This is a genomic window from Pseudoalteromonas sp. SCSIO 43101 (assembly GCF_023650775.1).
GTDB lineage: Bacteria > Pseudomonadota > Gammaproteobacteria > Enterobacterales > Alteromonadaceae > Pseudoalteromonas > Pseudoalteromonas apostichopi.
The window spans coordinates 376,904-402,145 of sequence record NZ_CP072674.1; the positions used below are offsets into that span (position 1 = coordinate 376,904).

Annotated in this window: 21 protein-coding genes and 1 pseudogene; 12 read left to right on the forward strand and 10 right to left on the reverse strand. The window is 40.1% G+C overall.

The window, feature by feature from the left end:
• Positions 1–14: 14 nt before the first annotated feature.
• Both J8Z25_RS18780 and J8Z25_RS18785 read right to left on the reverse strand, forming a co-directional pair.
• Positions 15–1,061, reverse strand: coding sequence for a TIGR03032 family protein (locus J8Z25_RS18780; protein ID WP_250662363.1), 1,047 nt, complete (start codon positions 1,059–1,061; stop codon positions 15–17).
• On the reverse strand, positions 1,051–1,509 hold the full coding sequence (locus J8Z25_RS18785; RefSeq protein WP_250662364.1) for a hypothetical protein: 459 nt from the start codon (positions 1,507–1,509) through the stop codon (positions 1,051–1,053). The genes J8Z25_RS18780 and J8Z25_RS18785 overlap by 11 nt, the downstream gene beginning before the upstream one ends.
• Positions 1,510–1,974: 465 nt before the next feature.
• Between J8Z25_RS18785 and J8Z25_RS18790 the strand changes: the two genes are divergently transcribed.
• The gene (locus tag J8Z25_RS18790) at positions 1,975–2,451 is read left to right on the forward strand and encodes a hypothetical protein (RefSeq protein ID WP_250662365.1); all 477 of its coding nucleotides are present in this window, start codon (positions 1,975–1,977) and stop codon (positions 2,449–2,451) included.
• 3 nt (positions 2,452–2,454) lie between these two features.
• Here J8Z25_RS18790 and J8Z25_RS18795 read toward each other — a convergent pair whose 3' ends face one another.
• Complete coding sequence (locus J8Z25_RS18795) at positions 2,455–3,660, reverse strand: anhydro-N-acetylmuramic acid kinase (RefSeq protein ID WP_250662366.1); 1,206 nt, start codon at positions 3,658–3,660, stop codon at positions 2,455–2,457.
• A 259-nt stretch (positions 3,661–3,919) separates the two neighbouring features.
• Between J8Z25_RS18795 and J8Z25_RS18800 the strand changes: the two genes are divergently transcribed.
• The 3 genes and pseudogenes from J8Z25_RS18800 (at position 3,920) to J8Z25_RS18810 (ending at position 9,464) form a co-directional block, all read left to right on the forward strand.
• Positions 3,920–6,655 carry a TonB-dependent receptor domain-containing protein gene (locus J8Z25_RS18800; RefSeq protein WP_250662367.1) on the forward strand — a complete coding sequence of 912 codons (2,736 nt, stop codon included), beginning with the start codon at positions 3,920–3,922 and terminating at the stop codon, positions 6,653–6,655.
• A gap of 523 nt (positions 6,656–7,178) precedes the next feature.
• Positions 7,179–8,159, forward strand: coding sequence for a site-specific integrase (locus J8Z25_RS18805; RefSeq protein WP_250662368.1), 981 nt, complete (start codon positions 7,179–7,181; stop codon positions 8,157–8,159).
• A 444-nt stretch (positions 8,160–8,603) separates the two neighbouring features.
• Positions 8,604–9,464: pseudogene (locus J8Z25_RS18810) on the forward strand (IS982 family transposase).
• 224 nt (positions 9,465–9,688) lie between these two features.
• On the opposite strand, the gene J8Z25_RS18815 reads toward J8Z25_RS18810, so the two are convergent.
• The gene (locus J8Z25_RS18815; protein ID WP_250662369.1) at positions 9,689–10,300 is read right to left on the reverse strand and encodes a hypothetical protein; all 612 of its coding nucleotides are present in this window, start codon (positions 10,298–10,300) and stop codon (positions 9,689–9,691) included.
• A gap of 959 nt (positions 10,301–11,259) precedes the next feature.
• On the opposite strand from J8Z25_RS18815, the gene J8Z25_RS20895 reads away from it, so the two are divergent.
• Positions 11,260–11,868, forward strand: a complete 609-nt coding sequence (locus tag J8Z25_RS20895) for a helix-hairpin-helix domain-containing protein (protein WP_502934609.1) — start codon at positions 11,260–11,262, stop codon at positions 11,866–11,868.
• On the opposite strand, the gene J8Z25_RS18825 is transcribed toward J8Z25_RS20895, so the two are convergent.
• The gene (locus J8Z25_RS18825; protein WP_250662370.1) at positions 11,865–12,707 is read right to left on the reverse strand and encodes an SMP-30/gluconolactonase/LRE family protein; all 843 of its coding nucleotides are present in this window, start codon (positions 12,705–12,707) and stop codon (positions 11,865–11,867) included. The two genes, J8Z25_RS20895 and J8Z25_RS18825, sit on opposite strands and share 4 nt — an antisense overlap.
• 11 nt (positions 12,708–12,718) lie before the next feature.
• On the reverse strand, positions 12,719–13,126 hold the full coding sequence (locus J8Z25_RS18830; RefSeq protein WP_130052915.1) for a hypothetical protein: 408 nt from the start codon (positions 13,124–13,126) through the stop codon (positions 12,719–12,721).
• A gap of 185 nt (positions 13,127–13,311) precedes the next feature.
• Between J8Z25_RS18830 and curA the strand changes: the two genes are divergently transcribed.
• The 5 genes from curA (at position 13,312) to J8Z25_RS18855 (ending at position 16,828) form a co-directional block, all read left to right on the forward strand.
• Complete coding sequence (curA, locus tag J8Z25_RS18835; protein ID WP_130052916.1) at positions 13,312–14,343, forward strand: NADPH-dependent curcumin/dihydrocurcumin reductase; 1,032 nt, start codon at positions 13,312–13,314, stop codon at positions 14,341–14,343.
• Between the two features lie 51 nt (positions 14,344–14,394).
• Positions 14,395–15,012, forward strand: a complete 618-nt coding sequence (locus J8Z25_RS18840; RefSeq protein ID WP_130052917.1) for a glutathione S-transferase family protein — start codon at positions 14,395–14,397, stop codon at positions 15,010–15,012.
• Between the two features lie 65 nt (positions 15,013–15,077).
• Positions 15,078–15,581, forward strand: coding sequence for a GNAT family N-acetyltransferase (locus J8Z25_RS18845; RefSeq protein WP_250662371.1), 504 nt, complete (start codon positions 15,078–15,080; stop codon positions 15,579–15,581).
• 9 nt (positions 15,582–15,590) lie between these two features.
• Complete coding sequence (locus J8Z25_RS18850; protein WP_250662372.1) at positions 15,591–16,007, forward strand: hypothetical protein; 417 nt, start codon at positions 15,591–15,593, stop codon at positions 16,005–16,007.
• Positions 16,008–16,132: 125 nt separating this feature from the next.
• Positions 16,133–16,828 (forward strand): class I SAM-dependent methyltransferase, encoded by a 696-nt coding sequence (locus tag J8Z25_RS18855; protein ID WP_250662373.1) that lies wholly within the window; start codon positions 16,133–16,135, stop codon positions 16,826–16,828.
• A 1-nt stretch (position 16,829) separates the two neighbouring features.
• Here J8Z25_RS18855 and J8Z25_RS18860 read toward each other — a convergent pair whose 3' ends face one another.
• The 3 genes from J8Z25_RS18860 to J8Z25_RS18870 form a co-directional block, all read right to left on the reverse strand.
• Positions 16,830–17,753: a diguanylate cyclase gene (locus tag J8Z25_RS18860; protein WP_250662374.1), complete on the reverse strand. Its 924-nt coding sequence runs from the start codon at positions 17,751–17,753 to the stop codon at positions 16,830–16,832.
• Between the two features lie 75 nt (positions 17,754–17,828).
• Positions 17,829–18,497, reverse strand: coding sequence for a response regulator (locus J8Z25_RS18865; RefSeq protein ID WP_130052922.1), 669 nt, complete (start codon positions 18,495–18,497; stop codon positions 17,829–17,831).
• On the reverse strand, positions 18,490–19,794 hold the full coding sequence (locus J8Z25_RS18870; RefSeq protein WP_250662375.1) for a DUF4118 domain-containing protein: 1,305 nt from the start codon (positions 19,792–19,794) through the stop codon (positions 18,490–18,492). The genes J8Z25_RS18865 and J8Z25_RS18870 overlap by 8 nt, the downstream gene beginning before the upstream one ends.
• 182 nt (positions 19,795–19,976) lie before the next feature.
• Between J8Z25_RS18870 and J8Z25_RS18875 the strand changes: the two genes are divergently transcribed.
• Positions 19,977–21,431: a TrkH family potassium uptake protein gene (locus J8Z25_RS18875; protein WP_167657377.1), complete on the forward strand. Its 1,455-nt coding sequence runs from the start codon at positions 19,977–19,979 to the stop codon at positions 21,429–21,431.
• A 263-nt stretch (positions 21,432–21,694) separates the two neighbouring features.
• On the opposite strand, the gene J8Z25_RS18880 is transcribed toward J8Z25_RS18875, so the two are convergent.
• Positions 21,695–23,629, reverse strand: a complete 1,935-nt coding sequence (locus J8Z25_RS18880) for a RecQ family ATP-dependent DNA helicase (RefSeq protein WP_250662376.1) — start codon at positions 23,627–23,629, stop codon at positions 21,695–21,697.
• 258 nt (positions 23,630–23,887) lie between these two features.
• Here J8Z25_RS18880 and J8Z25_RS18885 point away from each other — a divergent pair, with 258 nt between their 5' ends.
• Complete coding sequence (locus J8Z25_RS18885) at positions 23,888–25,192, forward strand: NAD(P)/FAD-dependent oxidoreductase (protein WP_250662377.1); 1,305 nt, start codon at positions 23,888–23,890, stop codon at positions 25,190–25,192.
• Positions 25,193–25,242: the final 50 nt, after the last annotated feature.

Below are 25,242 nucleotides of genomic sequence, written 5' to 3' on the forward strand. Positions count from 1 at the left end.
TCGTAATTATTATTCTAACCCTCTTTAGTCTTAAACCAGCCTGTTAAACTAGGGGTATCTATAGGGTTGTACCCATCAATTTCAGTAGAGTTCAGAATATTTAGTTTTGACGTATTTTGGATACATTTCACGTCATAAATCTCTTCTATATCGCTGTGGAACTCAATTTCTCCTAGAGCAAAGCCTCTATTTAAATCAAAAACAACGAGAGAAGGAACTACATTACTGTTGTCAACTTCTATGCCTAGATTAGTTAAGGACTCTTCTCTGAATTTTGATATTCCTATAAATGCGTAATTCCCAACGATATCCATACCACGGACAAACCCATTGAATTTATGTAGCACCTCTTTTTCCCCTGTTAACACATCTATCTTAACCAAGGTTTCTGCTAACGACTCGAGTAAATAAAGCCACTTACCAATAAGCCTAGGAGAATGGGGCATTTGAAGGTTATTGCATAATATGGTTTTTCTCCGTAGATCAAATAATAGACCACATTGCTTTTTTTGCTTCCAACCAAAGTAGGTATTAGTGTCTGAAAATGAAGTGGCAAATGCTAATTGGCCATTTTCATTGACAGCAAGCCCATTTAAATGGCACCTATCTGTTGGAAATATTTGATCGATAAAATCTGGTTTCCAAATTGGTTCAAAACTGTATTGATTGCCAATTTTCGATAAACAATTATATGCAGTGCTTACTGCCACAAGACCATGCTCTGTATAGCAAATATCATGTGCATCCATTTTGCCAGTAAAGTGAACAGATAAAGGAAAAAATAACGAGTCATATTGTCCAGGTTTCGAGGGGTATTCGAAGGCTAATTTTTTACTTTGCTTAAAAGTGGCTATGTGGTCTTTCATAGCTATAGACAAGAGGTCTCCATGCTTCGCGATTCCCATAGGCCGTGGAAAATATCTGACCAAACACTGCAAACTGTCGTCCGTCGGGTTTAGGATCACAACTCTATTGGCTTGATAGGTTGTAAACATGACACTTAAATTTAAGCGATACAAAAGAGAAGGTAAGCTTTTTGAAAACGAAAACTCAAAACTCATATAGCCACACCTGCATCCTGTTTTTGCTCAATCCCAAAGGAACAGCTTTAAGGGGCTGCAGCACCCTTTTTTTGACTGCTAAAGAAGTAAGTTTAGGGTTGCTTAACTCTACAACCAATCCACACTGATTAATCTCGCCGCTATTTTTGCGATGACTTAATTTTTCCAAAATAAACTTCCAAGCAATAAAAAATAGACGTGTTCCTCGATGTTTTTTTGCGATTGATATCCTGCCATAAAAATACTTTTTTCTATCTTTAAAAAAGCTTGCCGCTGTAATAACACCCACGATACATTCTGCGTAAAATATTATTAGTATTACCTCTGATACTCGTTTTTGAGCTTCGCTCATAGACAATAAATTATTTGATACCCAATAATTTATAACTTTAGAATGATCAGCTTCACGGCCATATACATCCACAAGCCTGTATTGATTATATTGCATCGATGTCATTTGATTAATTTGTTGAATACATTATATTCAATATAGTCTATTCTAGCTTCATATTCAATATAGTCTATTCTAGCTTCACTACAAAAAGAACTCGAATTTATTAAAATAATCGAGTGAATTTCAGTTTAACGAAACATATGCCATTCAGTAGAGTTACGCTTTTATTACTAGAAGATACAACTAATCGACTCTGGAATGTAATATAAAAGGACTACTCAGCTTACTCTATTAGACCCAAACATTTAATATTACTCACAATAAAGCAACTTAACTTATATTGATAAATAAGACTTTCTATTCCAACCTTGTCAGAAACCATTCCATTTCTGGAACAGAAAGTACAACTTTTCTCTGTTTTTGAAATAAATAATCCGTAATATGACAATAGTCATAATTCTGTAATTTAACTGATCAATAATTGACGCTAATTTAATCAGCTAACGTAATGAAGAAGTAATGGACAGTGCCTTGGTGCAACTTTGGTTTGCACTCCCCTCTAGTGAAGACCCTTTATGTGCTGCACTTGCGCATACTATGGAATATGAACAATTGCACTTTGCGGCTAATGAGCAAAAGCGTGTTGTATTTTGTTGTGTGCTGCCAGATGATGCCCATGAAGGTGATGTGATCTCAATCAGTGCAACACGCCCTGATGCCCGTGAGTCAGCGTATTTTACTGCGCACACTTTAACGCAACACGATCTAGAACAGCACGTTATTATGCTTACCTTAGAAAACGTTACTCACAGTGGTGAATTTGTATTGCAATTAATGCTACACGGTATGCATGCAACACTTAAAGACAGCGCCCAGTTTGATGTCAGCATTGCAGCGAGCACGTCACCAGAACTGTTAACTTCTGAGCAAGCTAAAAACCATGGCTTACGCCATTACATCAGTCATATTGGCGCAAGCTTTTTAGCCTTTTTCTAGGCTCTAATCAGCAAAGCTAATTTTACCCATGGTAATATCGGGGATCCCTTGCTTAGTATTACCAAAGCGTTGTTGTCCACCCGACAAACATTCGTTAGCTAAAATAGCAAATAACACAGCCTCTTTTGCATCTGGATTTATACCCAACGAATCAGTGTTATTGATTACTGTAAGTTCTGGGCAATGAGCCAAAATAACTTGCATTAATAATGGATTATGAACCCCACCACCACTGGCGTATACAGCCACATCAGTTAAGCCTTCACTGCATTGGTTAATTGCTTTGGCAATCATGACTCCTGAAAACTGCACTAAAGTTGCCATAACATCAAATTGCGATAACGCTTGCGTATTTGAACGTGCTTGTGCCGCTGCTAAATAGTCTAGATTAAACACTTCTGGGCCTGTGGTTTTTGGAAACCCTAAACCAAAAAATGCATCATCACACAGCGCATTGAGTAAAACTTCACTTACCGTACCTTTTGTTGCAATAGCGGCATCTTTATCATAATGAAGTGGTGCGAAGTAACGCTGAACATAGGCATCCATAATGGTATTGCCTGGGCCAATATCAGAGCTAAAAACCGCTCGTGCATCAGCAGATTTTGGTAAGTAGGTTAAGTTGGCAATGCCGCCCATATTTAACAATATGCGGTTTTCACTAGTACTTGTGAAGTACAAATAATCACCATATACAGCAAGCGGCGCACCTTCACCACCCGCTGCTATGTGTTTTTGTCTAAAATCACCTATGGTGGTAATGCCTGCGGTCACGGCTAAATGATCGCTATCACCAATTTGTAGAGTTGCATTGCCATATTCAGGGCGATTATGTTGGTTTTTTGGGCAGTGATAAATAGTTTGTCCGTGGCTGGCAATCACATCAACAAGTTCTTTTGCTACTCCCCAGCTGACTAACGTTTTGGCAACCATTTCACCATGTAATTGGCCAATCCAAGGGTTTAATAAAGTGACTTCTTCAAGATCGCACTCGCGCTTGGCGAATACGCGTTTTACACGTGTTTTATAATCATCGTCGTAGTCGACCGTAATAAACTTTAGTACTTCTACACGAGTATCCATGCCCTGCCCTGATACTTCGCATAACGCGATATCAAGGCCATCTAACGAGGTACCACTCATTAAACCAATTATTAATTTTTTTTCTTTCTTAGCGCTTAAATACAGTTTCTCAATATGTTGATGCATAAATAAATCACTTAAAATCAGCTTATTAGATGTAAATAAGCGGGTTGATGATGTGGAATAGTTTATATTTTAAAATAATAGATTTAAAGAATAATTATTGCAAAGACTTTTAAATTGCTTTAAAACTGTACCGGTGAGCTCCCCAAAAGGAGAACACAGAAGCATCATAACAAAAAGTATGACTCATTAAATTAACTAAATGGTCTAGGTCACACACCAACCTGCGTTGATTTAAATGATAAAACGCAAGGGAATCATCATGAAAGCAAATACATCTACAGGGCATCGCTCACTATTGCTGCTCTCACCTTTAGCTCTCGCTGTAAGTTCAGTAATAAGTTATGCCCACGCAGAAGAAGCCACAGAGGCGAAAAAACCTGAAGTGATCACAGTTACAGGTTCACGTATTCAACGTACCGAGCTGGTCTCAAGTAGCCCAGTGGTTAGCGTTGATGAAGCACAAATTCATCTAGACCGTGCTGTAAACGTTGAAGATATTACAGCAAAATTGCCACAAGCTGCAGCAGGTGCAAACAGCACAGGTGCCACAGTCGGTGACTCATTTGGCTCATCAACCATAGATTTACGCGGTCTTGGCCAAAACCGTACATTGGTACTTATTGACGGCACTCGCGCCGTACCATTTAGTTTTCGTAATTCGGTTGACGTAAATACCATTCCTGCCGGCTTAATTAAACGCGTTGATGTCTTAACAGGTGGTGCAGCAGCGGTTTATGGTGCTGATGCCGTAGCCGGTGTTGTTAACTTTGTTCTAGACGATGATTTTACTGGCGCCGAGTTCTCAACTAGCTATGAAAGTGCCGACGGCGGTAACGAAAAGCTTAACTTCGAGGCTATTTTTGGCGGTGATATCGCCGATGGCCGTGGTCATGTAACAGGCTACATTGGCTATACCGAACGAAAAGAGCTATTAGCCGGTGAGCGTGACTATGCACTTGAAAACTCAACGGCGATGATAAACAGCGGTGGTTATTATACTGACGTTGCATCTGGCAACAGTATCGGTATTGCAGATTCAGGTGCTGTAACAAGTGAGCGCCCAACAGCTGATTTCACTCCTGATCGTTATTTAACTCAACCGATGGACCGTTTTTCTGCGGGTTTATTATTCGACGTTGATGTCAGCGACAGTGCCATTGCCTATGGTCGCGCAATGTACTCTAAAGTTACTGTTAATGGTGCTGGGGCAAGTGGCCAAACCCCAATTTTTGTTAACGAGCAAGTAACCCTAACCCAAGACAATGCATATATTCCTGATGAATTACGTGATCAACTAACGTTTGACAGTGAAGGTAATGCCCTTGTTAATGTTGAGCGCAACTTAGGCTTAGGTGTACAACACACCGAAGCGGTACGTGATTCAATGCAATTTCAGCTGGGTCTAAAAGGCGATATTACTGACTACCTATACTATGACATATATGGTCAGTACGGAAAAACTGACGAAGTAGCAACCATTTACAATAACGCTTACCGTAATGATAACAGTGGTAATAGCCGCTTTGCTGCCCTTGCAAACTCTGTAGATATTTTTGATCCCAACCACGACTTCAGTGGCTTTAGCGATCCGCTGCTTTATACCACCCGCGACCGTACACAAAGTGTGATCTCAGCCACGTTATCTGGTGATTCTGGTTTCTTATTTGAGTTACCTGCTGGTGCTATCGACTTTGCAGTCGGTTATGAATACCGTAAAGAAACCGGAAAACAAACACCGGGCGATGCATTCAGAAATGGTACTAGCTTTGCTTCTATCAGCGCATTTGATATGGATGCAAGTTTTAGCTCAGAAGAGTTCTACGCTGAGGTATTGGTGCCAATTTTGGTTGATCAACCATTTGCCGAAGAGCTTAGCTTTGAAGGTGCATACCGTATTTCTGATTACTCAAATACCGAAGCTGAAGATACTTACAAGTTAGGGATCAACTGGGCGATTAACAGTGACATTCGTATTCGAGCAAACCGCTTAACCGCATTTAGAGCGCCGAACTTAGGTGAGTTTGCCAGTCCAATTACAGCTCTTTCGTTATCGTTATTCGATCAAAACAGCGATCAATTTGTACCACGACTAGCAGGGCGTTATAACGGCGATCCATGTTTACTGGGTACCGGAGATGCAACCCAGTGTGCTGCGTTTGGTGCACCACCTGTTGGCACTGAGTTTGATTCAAGCACGGCAGAATATACCTATGGTGGTAACCCGAATATTAAACCTGAGCAAGCCGAATCAGACACCTTGGGTATTGTTTATACACCTAGCTATTTAGAAGGCTTTGATTTATCACTCGATTACTACAGTATTCGCGTAACAGATGCAGTAAGCCAAATTCAGCCTGGTGCTGCACTACAGAGCTGTTATGTTGACGATCCAAATCCGAATAACCCATTGTGTGGTGCGGTACTTCGTGATCCAAACACTGGTTTTATTAGCACAGCCATCGTTAATGACTTTAACTTAGCTGCAATCGAACAAGAAGGTATCGATGTTGCAGCAAATTATGTGATTGATGCACCAGAGCAAATGGGTGGTCGCTTTAGATTCTCTTACCAAGGTAACTTTGTTACTAAACAAACACGCCAAAACAACAGCACTGTAGCAGAAATTGACTGTAAAGGAACTTATGGTAGTGCCTGTTCTGGTGACTTTGCGAGTATCTTACAAGCCGACTATAAACACCGTGCGAGTATTGATTGGCAGTTAGATAACATGAACTTCCAACTAGGCTGGCGCAGAATCGGTGAAGTAGAGTATGCTGTCGACCGTTCAGAAACAATCTCAGCACAAAATTACTTAGATTTTGCCGCTGCATGGCAAGTTAATGAGGAACTTGCTGTTAACTTTGGTGTCGATAACTTATTAGACCGTGAACCGCCAACACCTGAGGTAGGCGCAAACCACTTTAACACCGTGAGTGATTATAGTGTGATTGGCCGCTCAGTGGGTGTTTCTCTGAGATATGCTCCAAGTTTTTAATTAATCCTACTGTTTTAGCTACACAGGATTGATCCCCTCAAGCGCACCCTGCCCGGTGCGCTTTTTTATTTCAAGTAATAACTACTTTAAGAATAAAAAGGGACAACGAACAAATTGTTGTTTAAGATATGAGCGACAGAAGCTACAAGGAAGATGCTATGCTCAAATCAATAAAGTCAAAAATTCCATTTATTTTTCTAATTAACCTGAGCTGTACATAAGAAATGGAACTAAATGCCTAAGCCAGTAGCACTGCCTAAAAAAGCAGTTAGCTCACTTTATTAGGAGGAAGATCTACCCAATAAGGCGGAAACTTATCCTAGTTAGGCAACGTGATTACCTTGTTAGGTTATTTGCCTGCCTAGTTAGACAGCACCATCGTCCTGCTAAAAAGCCTCTAATGTTTTCAGGGTTATTAAACAACATTATTTTAACCACTCAACAAAAAAGTGATTATTTTGCAATTTAGGTGCTGTTGCTAAGTGTCTAATTTGGTATTTTCACAAATTAAGAGGAGTGATTAATGTTTCCAGAAGAAAGAACACGAACAACCGATACTGAAGATAAGTACGTTATAAGAGCAAACCAATGGATAATGCGATACTTCACGCATTCAGGTGCTAATGAATTGGACGTACACTTCATAAACTACGTTGTAGATATGACTAGAAACAAAAGTTTTGCTAACTGGCGTCTAGTTAAAGCAAGCCTGATTCATTACTTGGACATCAACGGTAAAAGTGGCTTGGCTAAGAGCCTTAGTGATATTGACGGCTCTCATACTGACAAAAAGTGTCTAATAAAAAGAACATCAGCTAAAAAGAAGAAATCTGTTAGCGAGGTTGAAGCAGACAAAATATCTAAATATCTGTTCGCGCTAGTTAAAAGTGGATCACCAGGTAAAAACGACAAACTCACCCTAGCAATGTTTAATGCCACGCTTAGTGTTGGTTTAAGACCACAAGAATGGTGCACTTGTGAATTAATAGATAGCCCTATTGATGGTGTTGATGCAGAGCCGCCCATACTTAAGGTAAAGAATGCCAAAGCAACTAACGGGAGAAGCTTTTCTGAGTATCGATACATAGGTTTATCAAAGCTAGACAAGTATCAAATGAGCTTCATTAAGTTAACCATAATGTTGCTATCAGAGAATGCTGATATTACAGCAAAAAAATCATCTGTAGCACAGGCAAGCCGTAGGTTAAGCGCTGTATATACTCGATTTTTCCCGAAGGCTAAAGAAAAGATAAGCATGTACAGTGGCAGGCACCAACTTATTGCGAACCTAAAAAAAGCAGGTTACTCAAAAGTAGAAATTGCAAGTATTGTCGGTCATGGAAATGATCTTACCGCTGGTACCCACTATGCTAGAAAAGCTGCAGGCTACACTTTCGCTAATTTACCAAAACCAGATAAAGCAGCAATAAAGAAAATAAAAGTTATCGAAAGTAAATTTGATATCAAAACAATAAATCAAAGAAAACATCAAAAGAATCAATGAGTAGTAATCACCGATGATGTAGAGAGGTCTGTCAATAACTTACAAATACTCAAGACCGCCAACACTAAACGGTTAAGTGCAAATTTGAATGAGCCATATCTGAAGCGCAATATATCAACTTCTATCAGATAGCCTTGACTTGGTTTTCATGTTCAAGCATGTTCCTGTGGATTTCCATTTGCTGGCTTAAGTATATTTAATACAAGCAAACATCAACAGTTATCATTGGGCGTCTTTGTTTAGTTTGTTTTAGCCTTAACAATATTCTTCTGTCACTTGGCAGATTGCTTAACCCCTTCTGGATAGCTTACGATATTCAATAGATAAACATATTTCGTTCTATAGCTTTACTTAACCTGAGCTGCACATAAGAAATGGAACTGAATGCCCTTGCGGTGATCAGATTTTTCTGACCAAGAAACATAAGATCACCGAAGCAAGGGCATGAATAACTTAGATGCAACTTACGTAGATGTCGATGATTTTTGTTTATTGTTTGAACCTCAATGGCTTAAACACCTAATAGAATCAGGGGAAAAGCAACGCATTAAGCCATCTCGACTATCCTCTAGCGAAGTGATGACTATTTTAATTGCCTTTCATCAATCAGGTTATCGCGACTTTAAAACTTACTACACCAAATTTATTTGTCAGTATTGACGACATTATTTTCCTGATTTAGTCAGTTATACACGTATGTTGAAGTTACTTCAGGCCACGTTGTCTGCTTTGTGTAGCTATCTGAAGCAGCGCTTTGATAAACCAACAGGCATTGCATTTATCGACTCCACTTCTCTCAAGGTGTGTCACAACATGCGTATTCCTCGTCACCAAGTTTTCGCGGGAGAAACCAAACGAGGCAAAGGAACAATGGGCAGGTTTTATGGCTTTAAACTACACCTCATCATGAATGATGAAGGTGGTTTATTAGCTGTAAAAGTGACAGGAGGGAATGTTGATGATAGGAAACCGGTACCAGATATGGTCGAAAATGTTACAGGTAGTTTATACGCTGATAAAGGTTCTGTATCTGCAAACCTAAAAGCGGAACTTGCTGAGCAAGGTATTGATTTTATTACAGGTCAACGAAGTAATATGAAACGTCAGCCAATATCACCTTGGGATAGAGCTATGTTATCAAAGCGTTTCATCATTGAAACAGTTTTCGACCAACTGAAAAATATGGCTCAAATAGACCATACAAAGCACCGCAGCTGCATCTCATTTATGGTTAATTTAATGGCTGGATTAATTGCCTATACCTTTCAGGCTAAAAAGCCAAGTATACAAGTGACTCGGCTTTAATTCTTATGCTGAACTGAGGTTACTTAGGTTTGTGAATATTGGCATTGACTTGGTGTGAGATATATCATTGACAACTTCCACGAAGCTGTTCGGGGACTCTTAATTAAGTCACAAGAAATAGAGCACGGACGATGCGTTATCATCTGCGCTCAAAAGCGCCTGAGCCGTCTCAAAGGAAGTATTAAGCAACTTGCCCATTGGGGAGGTGTCTTTACAGCCTAAATCTATACCAACACTGGCCTTGCCTGCTGTCTGCTCTGGTTTGAATTCAACCACAACATTGAAGCAACAGCGGCACGACTGTCTTCATTGAATGAGCCAGATTTGAATATGTAGTTGTTTAGGCTGTAACTATCCCAGACCTTGAAATACTGGCGATTATAGTAAACCTGACCTCGTTTGAAGCTGGTGCAATCTTTACGGACAGGTATCAAACATAGCGAGCACTTAGCTCCACCATACTTACGCCAGTTAATCTTTGCGTTCTTGAATTGCTTGTGGCGAGTAACGTATTCATGTCCGAACATTTGGAGGGTAGCGGAGTTTAATCCAAGCTCTTTGTTTACGCCATTTGTGTAATTTTGCAAGTCATATTCGGATAGCCACCTGTTTCTATCTTTGATTGAACGACAAGAAAGCTCGTTGCAATAGTTCCACACCTGATTAACCGAAAAATCCCATACGTTAAGCAGCTTAACGTGCTTACCTCGAACTCTGACATTTAAGGTATTCGTGTGAACGATTTCTTTCATGTTTGAAATAATAAACAGAAAATTGTCAGCGCAAACCTCTTTGAGCCAAGACAGCTCCACTACTTCTTCCACTGTCTCACTCATTTAAATAGTTCCGTATAACTTGAGCACTCTCATGTAGTGAAGCAAACCCTTGTTACGCCCAGACCGACATAACCCAAAAAACATTAAAGAACGCTACGTGAGCGGCGATTAGCTTCAATCTGAAATTGTATACTTTTCAATGACAAACAAATTTGATTAATGCTGCCAATAGAACGAACAAAGGTGTGGGTAAACACTTTATAAGTGCAGGCCTACATTAGCGCTGCCCAACACACCAAAATAGTAATTATTTAAGTAATTCAGGCCATTTTTCTATTTAATCTCCAAAGTATTAACTTCGTGCCCAGAAAAAATAAAGCCCCCATACACTCAAATCAAAGCGATTGCCTAGTTAGGTAACGTGATTGCCTAGTTAGGCAATGTGATGCTAGTAATTGCCTAGTTAGGCAATGTGATGCTAGTAATTGCCTAGTTAGGCAATGTGATGTTAGTAATTGCCTAGTTAGGCAATGTAATGCTAGTAATTGCCTAGTTAGGCAATGTAATGCTAGTAATTGCCTAGTTAGGCAATGTAATGCTAGTAATTGCCTAGTTAGGCAATGTGATGCTAGTAATTGCCTAGTTAGGCAATGTAATGCTAGTTAGGAGGTTTGGTTTACTTGGTTAAACCACTTTATATCTGGACTTAATTGATATTAAGTCGACTTCAAAAATTACAGCTAAATAAATGGTAAGTAACATGGGTAGAAGTAAGGAAAAAGCACCTCTAAAAACAATGAAAATACAACAAAAAAACCGAAGATTAGACTTAAATATTTATAATACAACTTTAATGGGAAGTAACATACATTTTTATAGCGTTTTATAGCCTTCTTAACGTGTTACTTTCCTGTAAGTAACATGGGTAGGAGTAAAGAAAGCCTTTTAGTTACCATAAAAAAGATGGATCACAAGCTAACTTACTTGGCTTTATTTTTATAATCTTATTAGAGTTGCCAATGATGCACTTCTTTTTGCACTTTATATGGTCACCATCAGCAGCAAACATTATCACTGGTTTAACTATTTTTAGCCTTTTATTCTTTACTGCAGAGTACCGTTCGGTTGCAAGGCGTCCTGTTTCTATTAGTAAATCGCAACCCATTATTCGCTATGGGCTATATCCTGCATACAATATTACTTTAGCAAATATCAAAACTATTGATTTAAATACCGGTTTCATTGCACGCGCTCGAACAATCAAACGCTATAATTACTCTGGCTATCCAAATATTAAAATCACACTTAAAGAGCCCCAGAATGATATCGACACTGTTTTTCTAGGATTAGATAACCCTCATCATTTTATAGACTCCACAAACAAGGACAAAAACATGCCATTTAACGAGCAAGAACGCAGCGGGCTTTTAGCACTCAAAGGTGTGGGGCCTACGGTTCTAAAACGTTTTGCAGAAATTGGCATTGAATCGTTTGAGGAGTTAGCTGGGTTTGATGCAAACACCATTGCTGAGCGAGTAGCGTCAATGCTACATTCAAGTTGTTGGCAGAATAGCCCGCAAGCAAAGGCGGCAATCACCGCCGCTATTGCGCGAGCAAAGCAAGGCTAAAGCTCAATCACTTCTATTGCACCACGTTTTTGCATGGTGACATACACTCTGCTTTGCATATCGTCGAAGGCCAAATTCGTTGGATGTTGGCCCTTTAACTTATAGCTATTTAACACCTTGCCGCTAGGCGAGACTTCAAGCACCTTTCCAGCACCATAACGAGTAATAAACACATGTCCTTGATTATTAACACGCATACCATCCAAGCCATGATCAGTAAACTTAATCAAAACTTTTTTATTACTTATGTTTAGGCTCTCATCCAAGTCATATTGCCAAACAACTCGCTGCACACTCTCATTCACATAAAGCTTAGTATTTTCCTTGTTAACAGCAATTCCATTGGTGGTACCCATGTTTTCCTCAAGCAATTTAGTGCTGCCATCAGCATTAATACGCCACAATTGACCCGTTTCGTTCGCCCAATTAGGGTCACTTGCAAACAGCACCCCAGTTTTGGTGATAGCAATGTCATTGGGTTGATTCATGTTGCTATTATGAGCGAAGACTTCTGCTTTATTGCTGCCTGCAGGTACTTTTAAAATATTGTGGTTAACATAATCGGCAATAAACAAATTACCGTGTGAGTCAAACTGTAGGCCATTGCCAATGCTATCATTTGGCAAACGAACAAATAACGAAGTTTTGCCCATGTTGTCTACGCGGCCAATAGTTCCTTGCTGAGCATAGTTCACCGCATATAAGGCACCGTTATGCATAGTCGGTCCTTCAACGCCTTGCGTGAAAACGTTATCTTTAACAAAATCTTGGCTATCAACAGCAAAGGTTAAAGGTGAGCTTAATAGTAATGTAATAGCCAGTGGCTTAAGTAATTTCATGGGCTATCCTTTTACTCATTTAAACTCGTGTAAACCGCTAAAATCGGATATTCGTTTTCACCAAAAGATAAGGTCAATGAGCGTTTTTCGCCATCATCTAACTTAATACCTTCGTCAAAACTCAGAGGGTGTACACGACGCCCATCAGCAAACAACGCCATAATATGGTCGGCCTGTAAAATACGCGAGCCTGATGCTTTATTTTCAATAGTCACAACAGCTAAACGGCGACCACTTTCACTGCTCATTAATACACTATGGACAATGCTAAATTGGCTCTGTTTAGGATAACGCTTGGCATCATTCTCAAATGAAAAAGCACTGCCAGAGAGCATCACTGGATCCACTGACAACACATCAGTATTTGCTTGAGTACTGGTTGCAAAAAGCGCTGAAAAAAATAGTAAAGTACGCTTCATATCAATCCTTTAATGAGCTTCAACTAAATTTAGCATACACCGTTCCTAATTCCCGTGCAAAACTGATTATTGCAGCTGAGGGATTGTCATTATTTATATAGTTACAATTTCATTGTTGAATTTTGTTCCTTTGTCCTCACAACATTAGTAAACCTCTTTTTTACACCTGGCAGTAGGAGCCAAGTATGTCTGATGTTCAAAATCGTCAATTTATTCTAGCCTCCCGCCCAAATGGGCAAGCAAACGAAAGTAATATTCACTTAAAAACAACCTCCATTCCAGCCCCTGAAAAGGGTGAGGTTCTGTTAAGGACCATATATTTATCTCTTGACCCTTATATGAGGGGTCGAATGAGTGACGCAAAATCTTACGCCGACCCTGTAAAAATTGGCGATGTGATGGTTGGGGCAACCGTATGTCAGGTAGAGCAATCAGCTCACCCTGATTTCACTGAAGGTGAGTGGGTGCTCGCTTATACAGGTTGGCAAGAATATGCAATTAGTAACACTGAAGGTCTAATGAAACTTGGTGAGGCCCCCAGTAACCCATCATATGCACTTGGCATTTTAGGAATGCCAGGTTTTACGGCTTACATGGGGCTGCTTGATATTGGCGAGCCAAAAGCTGGAGAAACTGTCGTTGTCGCGGCAGCAACAGGACCAGTAGGTGCAACCGTTGGACAAATAGCAAAAATCAAAGGCTGCAAAGTTGTTGGTGTTGCAGGTGGTAAGGAAAAGTGTCGACACGCCGTTGAAAACTTAGGTTTTGACTACTGCATTGATCATAAAGCCAATGATTTTAGTGAACAGTTAAGCAAAGCATGTGATAACGGCATTGATGTTTACTATGAAAATGTGGGTGGTCATGTATTCGATGCTGTTTTACCGCTGTTAAATACTAAAGCACGAATCCCTCTTTGCGGCTTGGTATCACAGTATAACGCAACTGAGTTACCTCCAGGTCCAGACCGTTTATCAATGTTAATGGGGCAAATACTAACTAAGCGTATTAAAGTACAGGGCTTTATTGTTTTTGATGATTACGGCCACCGCTACGCAGAGTTTGCCAAAGACATGCAAGCATGGCTTAGTGAAGGAAAGATCAAATATAAAGAACACATGGAGCCAGATTTTACAAATACTTTAAATGCCTTCAACGCGATGCTAAATGGTGAAAATTTCGGCAAAACAGTTGTTCAAGTGCAGCAACCTTTATAACTTTTTTAAATACTTAGCGCTGCAGAGCAGCGCAACTTAAAAGGATTACTTATGATAAAACTTCACCACTTAAATAAATCACGTTCAAAACGTATTATTTGGCTACTAGAAGAGCTAGGTGTCGATTACGATATTGTTGCTTATCAACGTAACCCAGAGACATTTCTTGCACCTGATGAACTAAAAGAGATTCACCCTCTAGGTAAAGCGCCGGTGCTTGAAGATGGCAAAAAGATAATTACCGAATCAGGGGCTATTACTGATTATCTAATTACTACTTATGGTGAAGGTAAATATATGCCAGCCCCAAAGTCTGATGAGTATTTTAGTTATCAGCAATGGCTTCACTTTGCAGAAAGTTCAGCTATGGTGCCTTTATTACTAAAACTGTTTATCACTAAAGATGGTTGTAAAACTAACTTTATAGCTGATTATGCTGACCATGAAATTGGCAAAATTTTGAGCTATGTAAATCAGCAATTAAAAGGCAAGCAATACCTTGTTGGTGAGACGTTGACTGGTGCTGACTTTATGATGTCTTTTGTTATTGAAAAAGTCGCCGAATCTGGCGTGCTAACACACTTCCCAGAATTATCGCGTTATCTAGAACAGCTCAAAACACATGAAAGCTATCATACAGCCAATGAGTTAGAAGAAAAATACGGATGATAATAGACAAAGGTACGTTATAGTGCCTTTGCACCTTTCGCTTTAATAGCATTACAAGGATAGTTGTGATCACGCTACGAAATTTTATAGAGTCAGATACCAAGCAGCTTATCGCTATACTTAACGATAAAGATGTAACTCAATATCTATCAACTAAAATCCCTTCTCCATGTACTGAAGAGGATGCCTTAGGGTGGATAAATGAAGGTAGCCAAGGTGAACTCGTTAAAGCGATTATATTTAACAACACACTTATTGGCTGTGTGAGCGTATTAGCCGGCGAGTTTGAGTTCAATCGCTCAGGTGAGTTAGGTTACTGGCTGGCAAAAAAGTATTGGCAACAAGGGATTACTACAAAAGCAACATCTATGCTACTTGATACTGTTTTTACTAAAACCAATATCACCAGAGTGTTTGCCTATGTGTGCGAAGATAACCTCGCTTCAATGAAGTTATTGCAAAAGCTAGGGTTCGAGCAAGATGCCATTTTAAAAAACGCGATGTTCAAGCATGAGCAATTCTTTAATGCGCATCTCTTTTCATTATTAAAGCCTAATAATCAAAACTAAAGGATGAGCATGAGTAAAGCACTAAAAATACTTTGGCATGTTGGTGCTGCTATTTTTTGGGGGTTTAGCACTCTAGCGTTACTTATTTGGGTTATTTCATCTATCACACCAAACTGGTGTGGTGAAGAGCAATATGAGGTGTTCTTATCACCAGATAAAGATAAACAAGCCGTGGTATCAGTCATAAACTGTGGTGCTATAACAAACTATGAAACACTGATATCTATCAGTCGCGTAGCGCAACCAAGCGACCAAACTATCTTGCTATCACTAGACGGGCACCCAAGTAACAACAGCTACAAAGTTACCTGGACATCGAATAACGACATTAAACTTACTGATTTTGAATTTTCAAAGCTATTATCGTTTCATAGTCGAAACACTGTTGGCGATATAGCTCAGTCTCACATTCAACCTAAAAATTAAGTGAATTGGTATGCTTTAAATCACCATTTCACTTGAATTTCTCATTAAGAAACTTTTAAAGTTACCTAAAACAAAGTAAGCTAACCACTTATGTAACACTTAAAGTTACCTATTGGGTTTTTACTATGCAACAACACGAAGTCACCGCCTTATTTGATCAACAAGCAGCTAATTACGATTCACAGTGGCAAAACATGGCACCTATTAGCCAAGCCTTGTATTTTATGATGTCGCCTTTATTCTGCAAACTGCCAAGCAATGCGCATATTCTCTGCGTTGGAGCAGGTACCGGAAATGAAATTTTGCATTTAGCACAGGCATTCCCAGCATTTCGCTTCACCGCTGTCGAACCCTCGACTGAGATGCTCAAAGTATGCAAACACAACTTAACGCAAGCAGGGCTAGCACAACGATGCCAGTTTCATAATGGTTATCTAAGTTCACTCAAAAACTTAATACCCTTTAATGCAGCAACAGCCGTATTAGTGTCGCAGTTTATTGTTGATGAGCCAAAACGGGTGGCATTTTTTGCTGATATACATAAACGTTTAAAAACTGGTGGGTTACTGATCAGTGCAGACTTAAGCGCCAATCAAAGTGCCGAAACTTACCCAGAGCAGCTTAGTCACTGGTTAAGTGTTATGTCATCAGCCGCAGTCAGCCCTGAACAAATTGAAAGAGTAAAACAGGCTTATGAGAATGATGTTGCGCTAAGAGAAACTCAAGTCATTGAAAACATCATTGCCGAGTCAGGCTTTACGGGCGTTTACCCTTTTTATCAAGCAGGCCTAATAAAAGCATTCACTGGTGTTAAAGCGTAGTTTAAGCCACAAACACTCGATTGCGGCCTGACTTTTTAGCCTGATACATAGCTTGGTCAGCCCTTTCGATTGCCGCTTCGATATCATCATCGGCATTTATTAGCGCAACACCAAAAGAGCCTGTTACATAAATGTGTTTATCATTACCAATTTCGATTTTTAAAGCAGCTATCCCTGCTCTTAACCGCTCAGAAAAAGACTTGGCACCTTCAAGCTCTGTTTGAGGTAAGCAGACTAAAAACTCTTCGCCGCCATAGCGATACAATTGGTCGTACTCTCTTAAGTGGGATTTAATGCATTTAACAAGCGCTATTAACACTTTATCACCCGCGCCATGGCCAAACTCGTCGTTCACCTGCTTAAAATGATCAAGGTCGATCATTATCAGCGCGCAGCTCAAAGATTTACGTTTGCAAAGCTCATGCTCTTTTTGCAGGTTTTCCACTAAGTTTGTTCGGTTTGTAGCACCGGTTAAAGGGTCGCGGGTGTGTAACAGTTCACAAAGTTCATCATTGATAGCTTCAAAATAATCTCGCAAACTATCTAAATCAGTATGAAATTGGTCCAATAAATTCACAGGAATAGCTGAATTAGACTCTTTTAACGATAACAGGACCTTGGCACCTTGATGCATTTTTTGATGCGCTGAAGCGATTTCTGAAAAATAAGGATGAAGGTTTAGGGTCTGCTCGGGAAGCTTATTAAACCATTGCCCAAAGCGACAGAGGTTATGAGCATTATCGCTTAAGTCTTGTTCATTTGCGGGAGTATCTGCAATTAAGCATCTTAACAAATTTTTATACCATAACTGATGCCACTCAATGGCTTGCTCGATTTCTGCGATCACGTCTTCAAGCTGGGTATTCGACAGTGAACTAATGCCTTGCCCAGTATTTTGATGCATAACCAATGAATAGACTTCCACTTTATTATTGTTATTTCCTAAAACAGTACCTAAGGTAAGTTACAAACACAACTTAAAGGGATGTAAAGAGATAATTTATTCAACTAAGCGGTAACCTACAGCAGGCTCGGTTAAGATATGTTTAGGGCTCGCTGCATTTTTTTCTAGCTTTTGTCTTAACTGACCAATATGTACACGTACATATTCAGGGCGATTAATATACTGCTCTCCCCACACCTCAGATAAAATGGCGTTATGCGTTAACACCTTGTCTTTTTGCTGAAAAAATAACAGCAAAATAGCGTATTCTTTTTTAGTTAATTTTACTTCTTCATCGCCTTTGCGGACCACATGCTTATGTGGGTCTATATGAATATCACCACACTTAAGGGTCAGGCTTGGTGTTATTTGCGTGCGTAGAAGTACCCGTATCCTAGCTAACAGTTCGTTTGCACTAAATGGTTTGGTCAGATAATCATTAGCGCCGTTATCAAGGGCGGTGACTTTTTCTGTTTCGCCGTCACGTGCAGAAAGTACTAGCACAGGTAGCAAACTCCACAGCCTAAATTCTACCAGCCAATCTTGCCCATCCATATCGAGCAAGCCTAAATCAAGCAATACTAAATCAAACTGCTGCTGGCTTAAAAGCGAAAACGCATCAAGCCCTTTGGCGCATACACTAACCTCATAATTACTAGCTTTTAACAATGTTTTTAAAAAACTTTGCAGAGGTGGTGAATCCTCTAAAACCAAAATGTTAGCCACGGCGGTTACTCCAAATTAATATAGCTGTTGCCTGCTTTGTTTGCTCATTGAGGGTTAATTCAAAACATCCTTGGTGACATTTAGCAACCACATCGCAGATCACACTACCTAAGCCAACCCCTTCATCTTGACTCGTCTCATACTTATTATCAAAAGAATTGGTTAACACAATTTGGTACTCATTTTCCGTTTCAATAAATTGTATGCTTGCCGAACCATCACTGTAGCGAGCAGCGTTCTCGAGCATATTAGCCAAGGCAATTTCTAGTAAGGTTTCATCCCCAAAACAGATGCTTTGTTGCTGAGCCTCGATGCTAAGTTTAAAGTTTTCTAGTTGTTGCTGACGGCGTGATTTAGCTTCGCTAATTAAGGTCAAAATGGGCAGTTTTTGCCATTTTATATTCTCAGCTAACTTATTAACTTTACTGAGCTCCATTACTTTATCAAAGTGCTGGTTAAGAATTTTACTTTGCTCATAAATATTAGCTGCTTGCTCTTTGATAACCTCTGAGCTTAGTTGAATATCATCATCAGCCAACATGCTCGATGCCCCCATTATGGTCGCTAATGGCGTTCGTAAGTCGTGAGATAAACTACGCAATAAGGTGTTTTTTGACCTTTCTAGCTCCGCCTGTACTTTAATCGCCGCAGATTGTTCACGAAGTAAGGTTTTTTCCTGAACCTGATACAATAAAGAGCACGCCGTATTTGCCAAAGCGTGTTGCTCAGCATTGAGTGCTTTAGCAAACGCGATACCGCCAAATTCCGCTTGATGTTCATTTAAATAAATAAACTGCTTAGATGCTATTAACTGCCAATCACACGCAACCCCTAAATGCGCAGCCATGGTTTTTAAAAACAGCTGCTTTTGTTCCTCAAGGCTGTCGAGCTCATTGAGTTTTTTAGCTAATTCATACAGCAAGCGACTATTACTTGCATGGGCTTGCACATCGCGAACCTTGGTATTGAGCTCCCCTGCAAGGTGGCTTATCACTAAACCCACAATCAACATCACCAAAAAGGTAACCACATATTCAATATTTTCGATATGAAAAGTAAAATACGGCACCACATAAAACCAATCGGTGCAGGCAACACTTACTAAGGTGGTAAGTGCTGCAACACGGCGATTACTTTGAACCGCAACCCATGTCACCCACAGAAGCTGTAGCATGACAATATCGGTGGTTGTAAACAGTTCTCGAAACGGAAATATCGCGAGCACCACCACAAGTGGCATTAACACACTTAAAAATGCGGCTTTTAAATACTGTATTTTGAATACTGACTGCATCATTTTTTCACTTATTTTTTGTCCCTATTAGATTAAAGGGTTTTCAATTTTGTCACTATAAAGTTTTTATAAAGTTTTTTTATCTCGGCATAAAATCTTTATAAAGCTTTCACTCTCTCTAAAGACATCGGCTCCTACTTGAATAACATGCTGGTTTAATAGCCGTTCATTAAATCAGTAAACATATGATCAATTGGAAAATCACATTTCGATTACTCGCTTTCCCTATTTTGTGGATGAGCATAGTGCAGTTGATATTTGCAGCTTTATCGGCATTTTTATTTAAAGATAATGTATCTGTGTCATTCCTATTACCTGCGTCAATAATGCTTTTTACAGCAAGTGTCATACTGTTAAAAACCCAGCATGTTGATTCATCACTTGCCAACTTTAGGGATGCACTGATTTATGCGACAGCCACCTGGTTGATTGCTGGCTTTTTAGGAGCAATTCCAATCATTTTAGTCACTAAAGTGACCTTTACAGACGGCATCTTTGAGTCGATAAGCGCATTAACAACCACCGGCGCTACAATACTGTCTGGCTTGGATGATTTACCTCGTACATTTTTATTATACCGCCAGTTTTTACAATGGATGGGAGGGCTCGGCATTGTAATTTTCGTTGTGGCTATTCTACCTATGCTTAATATAGGTGGGATGAAACTCTTAAAAGCCGAAACACCTGGGCCAATTAAAGATGAAAAGCTATCGCCTCGTATTGCAAACACGGCGCATTACCTATGGAGTGTATACTTAAGCATAACCGTGTTATGTACTGTCTCTTACTATTTTGCAGGCATGACCTTTTACGATGCAATCGCTCATGCGCTAACAACCGTTTCAACGGGAGGATTCTCAACCCACGATGCCAGTATGTGGTTTTACAAAAGTCATTTAATTTTATGGATTGCCAACTTATTTATGATTGCTGGAGCTATTAATTTTGCCCTGCACTTTAGAGTCGTCCACAAACGAGCGCTCGGTAGTTACTATGCTGATGAAGAAACTCGTTATTTTATATACATCATTACTGCCCTTTCAGCGTTGTCGGGCGTTATTTTATACAGTCACGATACCTACTCCTCTATTTTTGAGTCATTAAGTTTTTCAGCCTTTCATATCGTGTCGTTTATAACCAGCACAGGGTTTGGTGCTGCAAATTTTACTGAATGGCCAGAAGCTGTCGGATTTTTACTTATCATCACCGGCTACTTAGGTGGATGCGCGGGCTCAACAGCTGGCGGAAATAAAATCATCAGAAACATTCTTGTGGTTAAAATGCTCAACTATAACTTTAAACAACTTCTTCACCCCCGCGCTATATTCACCATTAAGTACCAAGGCAGCCCTGTAAAAGATGACGTACTTCATGCCGTTATGGCATTTATGACTTTTGCTGCAGGATCAAGCATGCTGTTTACATTATTGCTGATGTTTACTGGGCTGGATTTTTGGAGTGCATTTTCTGCAGTTGCAGCATGTGTCAATGTTCTCGGACCGGGGTTTGGTGAAGTAGGCGCTAACTTTGCGCCAGTTTCAGACACAGGAACATGGATATTAACCGGCGCGATGCTTGTCGGTCGTTTGGAATACTTTACTGTTTTTGCTCTTTTTACGCGTACCTTTTGGAGGAAGTAAAAACACAACTGTAATGTGTCTTTATAAGCCTTTTGAGCATATAAATGCATCTTACTTATGATCTTCTTTGTTCACAGGACTGATTGATAAACAAACCACCAATCCTGTATCTATTGCTAAAATGAAGCTTTTTTAAACTTTGCTATCTTCTAAGAAACACTTGGTGAACAATGTTTCAAAGACCCTCTCTGACGAATTTAAAACAGTACACAAAAACATAATTGCACAACCCTAGGAAGATGTGCTGACAATTTAAAACCCTGCTACATTGGCTGTAGCAAGGCTTTAATGTCACTGTATCGCTGCTGTTCGCAAAGGCCAAAGCCTGATAGCTGTCTAACTTTGTTACGAGTAAATAAAGGCACGCTCATGCCCGCTAAAAATCGGCACTGCGTGTCGATGCTGACATCACCAATCCCTTTAGCGGCTAAGTGCTGTTTAAGCTCAGCAACTTTACTGCCAATCACATTTTGCTCAGGCATTTTGTGCACTAATGAATAACTGAGTTTTACGTGCTGGCCTCTACATACTGAGCAATGACCACATTGCTGTGGTGCATTTTGGTCATCAAAATAGCGGGCTAAGTTATAACTTAAGCAGCTATCTAGCTCAAAAAAGCGTACTAAAGTGGCGATACGTTTAATTTCGGCCTGTTCTTTTTCGATAAAGTATTGGTGAAGTTGCTGCGCTAAATCAGCGTGGTTTATTACCGAGTTATTCACTTCATACACTTGCGTGATACGTTTAGTTTCAAGAGCTATATGGCCTTTTTCTGCTAAATAATCGAGCGCTGCAACCACACGTTTTCTGTCAACTTGAGTAGCGCTTGTTAGCGCATCAAAATTAAGTGTGCCCCAAATTTTCTTAAACTCGGTGTGTTTAAATACGTGTTGTAAGAAGGCTTGTCGATCAGCATCAAACTGGCTAAGCAGCTCATTTTTATCCGTTAAAAACTTATATTTAAAATCGGCGTAATAGGCATATAAAGGTGTAATAGCCCCTTGGATTTCTAACTGCACAAGTAAGGTTTTTAACGCCAAAGCACGAATATTACTTTCGCTTGATAAGCTGTACTCTTGCATTTCCCATTGGTTGTTAGTTTGCTCGTTGCGAATGTTATTAATGACAAATTCAATACCACTTTGCTCGGGAGTGTCAGCATAAACAAAGTTTTCTACGGTATTTAAGCCATCTAAGTTTGCTAGCGTAAAACAGTTTGATGAGGCACCATCTCGTCCTGCGCGACCAATTTCTTGACTATAGTTTTCAATCGATTTTGGTAGATCATAGTGGATCACAAAACGAATATCTGACTTATCAACGCCCATCCCAAAAGCAATGGTTGCCACGACTATATTGATTTTACCCGCCATAAAATCATCTTGAATTTGCCAGCGTTTATTATCCTCAAGGCCTGCATGATAAGCCACCGCATTAAAGCCCGCTCTAGCCAAACCTTCGGCCACTTGCTCAGCGGTATGTTGTAAGGTGACATAAACAATTCCAGCCCCTTGTTGGCTGGCTATGATACTTGCTAATTGCTGAGATTTTTCTTGGCTTGCAACACTAAGCACTGATAAATCGAGGTTGCTTCGGTAAAAGCCAGTTTGTACTACACATTCTGGGGCAATAGCAAAACGCTCACACATATCACGCTTTACTTTTTTAGTGGCGGTAGCGGTAAGTAGCAGTACCAATGGAATATTAAGCTCTTCACGATAGCGCGGCAGCTTTAAGTAGTCAGGCCTAAAGTTGTGACCCCATTCAGATATACAGTGCGCTTCATCAACCACCAGCATCGAAATAGGCACTTGTTTAATAAATTCACGAAAGCGCTCATTCTTAAAGCGCTCAACTGAGACCATTAAAATTTTCACCTTCTCTGCTCGCACATCACTCATTACCGTATGGCTTTGCTCACTGGTTTGGCTTGAATCAAGGCTTGCCGCATAAATACCTTTGCTATTTAAAAAGCTGATTTGGTCTTTCATCAGCGCCAATAATGGCGAAACCACTAAGGTCAAATTGGGTAGGTGCAATGCGGTTAATTGATAACACAAAGATTTACCTGAGCCAGTCGGAAAAATTGCCAACGACGATTGCTGATTTAATAGCTGCTCAATGGTTTGTTGCTGACCTTGGCGAAACTCATTAAAGCCAAAGTATTGATTCAACGAAGTGTGTAGTGGTGTAGTCATCCTGATCCCTCACTGTCATCCCCTTTTCAGGTAATGATAGGTCTCTTACTGCGAATTAGCCATGTTAACTTGTTTAACGCTATCTCCCAAGGCTATTGATATAACTAAGCGCACTATATTGTTCTTAACAGGTACTGACAAAATCAGTAAAAAGGCGCACAATGGGCGCGTTGCCATGGGGTATTGATGGATGGACTTGCAATACCTAAGCGCTTTTTCGCAAGAGTGTTTAGGTATTATACTTTTGAGGGCAACGTAATGATTAACCAACCTCCTAAAATCGTGATAATCGGTGGTGGCGCTGGTGGCTTAGAGCTAGCAACACAATTAGGACACAAACTCGGGAAAAAACGCCAAGCAGAGATACTTTTAATCGATAAAAACCGCAGCCATATTTGGAAGCCGTTACTTCATGAAGTAGCGACGGGGTCGATTGATGCCGATTTAGACGGCGTTGTATACTCAGCTCATGCAGCAAAACACCATTATAATTTTCAACTCGGCAGCTTTTGCCACTTAGATCAAACCAACAAAACCATTACTTTAAGCGAATTAAAAGACGAGCTTGGCCACCGTATTTTACCTGAGCGCCAAGTGAGCTATGACTACCTCGTACTTGCCATTGGCAGTGTTAGTAACGACTTTAATACCCCTGGTGTTAACAAGCACTGTTTTTACCTTGATTCAAACCAACAAGCTGAGCGCTTTCAGCATGCTCTACTCGATAACTTCACCCGCTTACATCAAGATGACGACCCACAGCACTCTTTAACCATTGCCATAGTGGGTGGTGGTGCAACCGGGGTTGAGCTGTCGGCTGAGCTTTATCATGTGTCAGACATGCTAAAAATGTATGGCCTAAATAAAATGACCGCCAAACGCTTACACATTGATTTAATTGAAGCAGGGCCGCGAATTTTGCCCGCTTTACCCGAGCGAATTGCAAACTCGGCTAAGCGTGAACTGGTTAAATTAGGGGTAACGGTGCGCGAAGGCACACAAGTAAAAGAGGCCACAGAAAACAGCTTTATCACCAAAAACGATGAACATATCAAAGCCGATATTATGGTTTGGGCTGCGGGTGTAAAAGCCCCTGATTTCATTAAAGACATTGGTATCTTTGAGCTTACCCGCAATAACCAAATTAAAGTAAACCAATACCTGCAAAGTAACGTTAACGACGATATTTTTGTGATTGGTGATTGCTGCGCATTCACCCAAGAAGATGGCACACAAGTGCCACCAAGAGCGCAATCGGCCCATCAAATGGCACAATGTGTTGAAAAAAACCTGATTGCGACACTCAAAGGCCAGCCCCTGAGTGTGTTTAACTACAGTGACCATGGTTCTTTAGTTAACTTGTCACGCTACAGCACAGTAGGTAGTTTAATGGGTAATTTAACCAGTAATAGCTTTTTTATTGAAGGAAAAATAGCGCGATTTATGTATATTTCTCTCTACCGTATGCATCAACGTGCAATCCACGGCAGCGCCAAAACCTTTGCACTGTGGATCAGTGAAAAAGTACTTAGAGTTGTTAGACCAAAAATGAAACTACATTAAGCTACAGCATAAAGCCGGCAAATTAGTTGCTTGTCGGCTATTTATGCAGT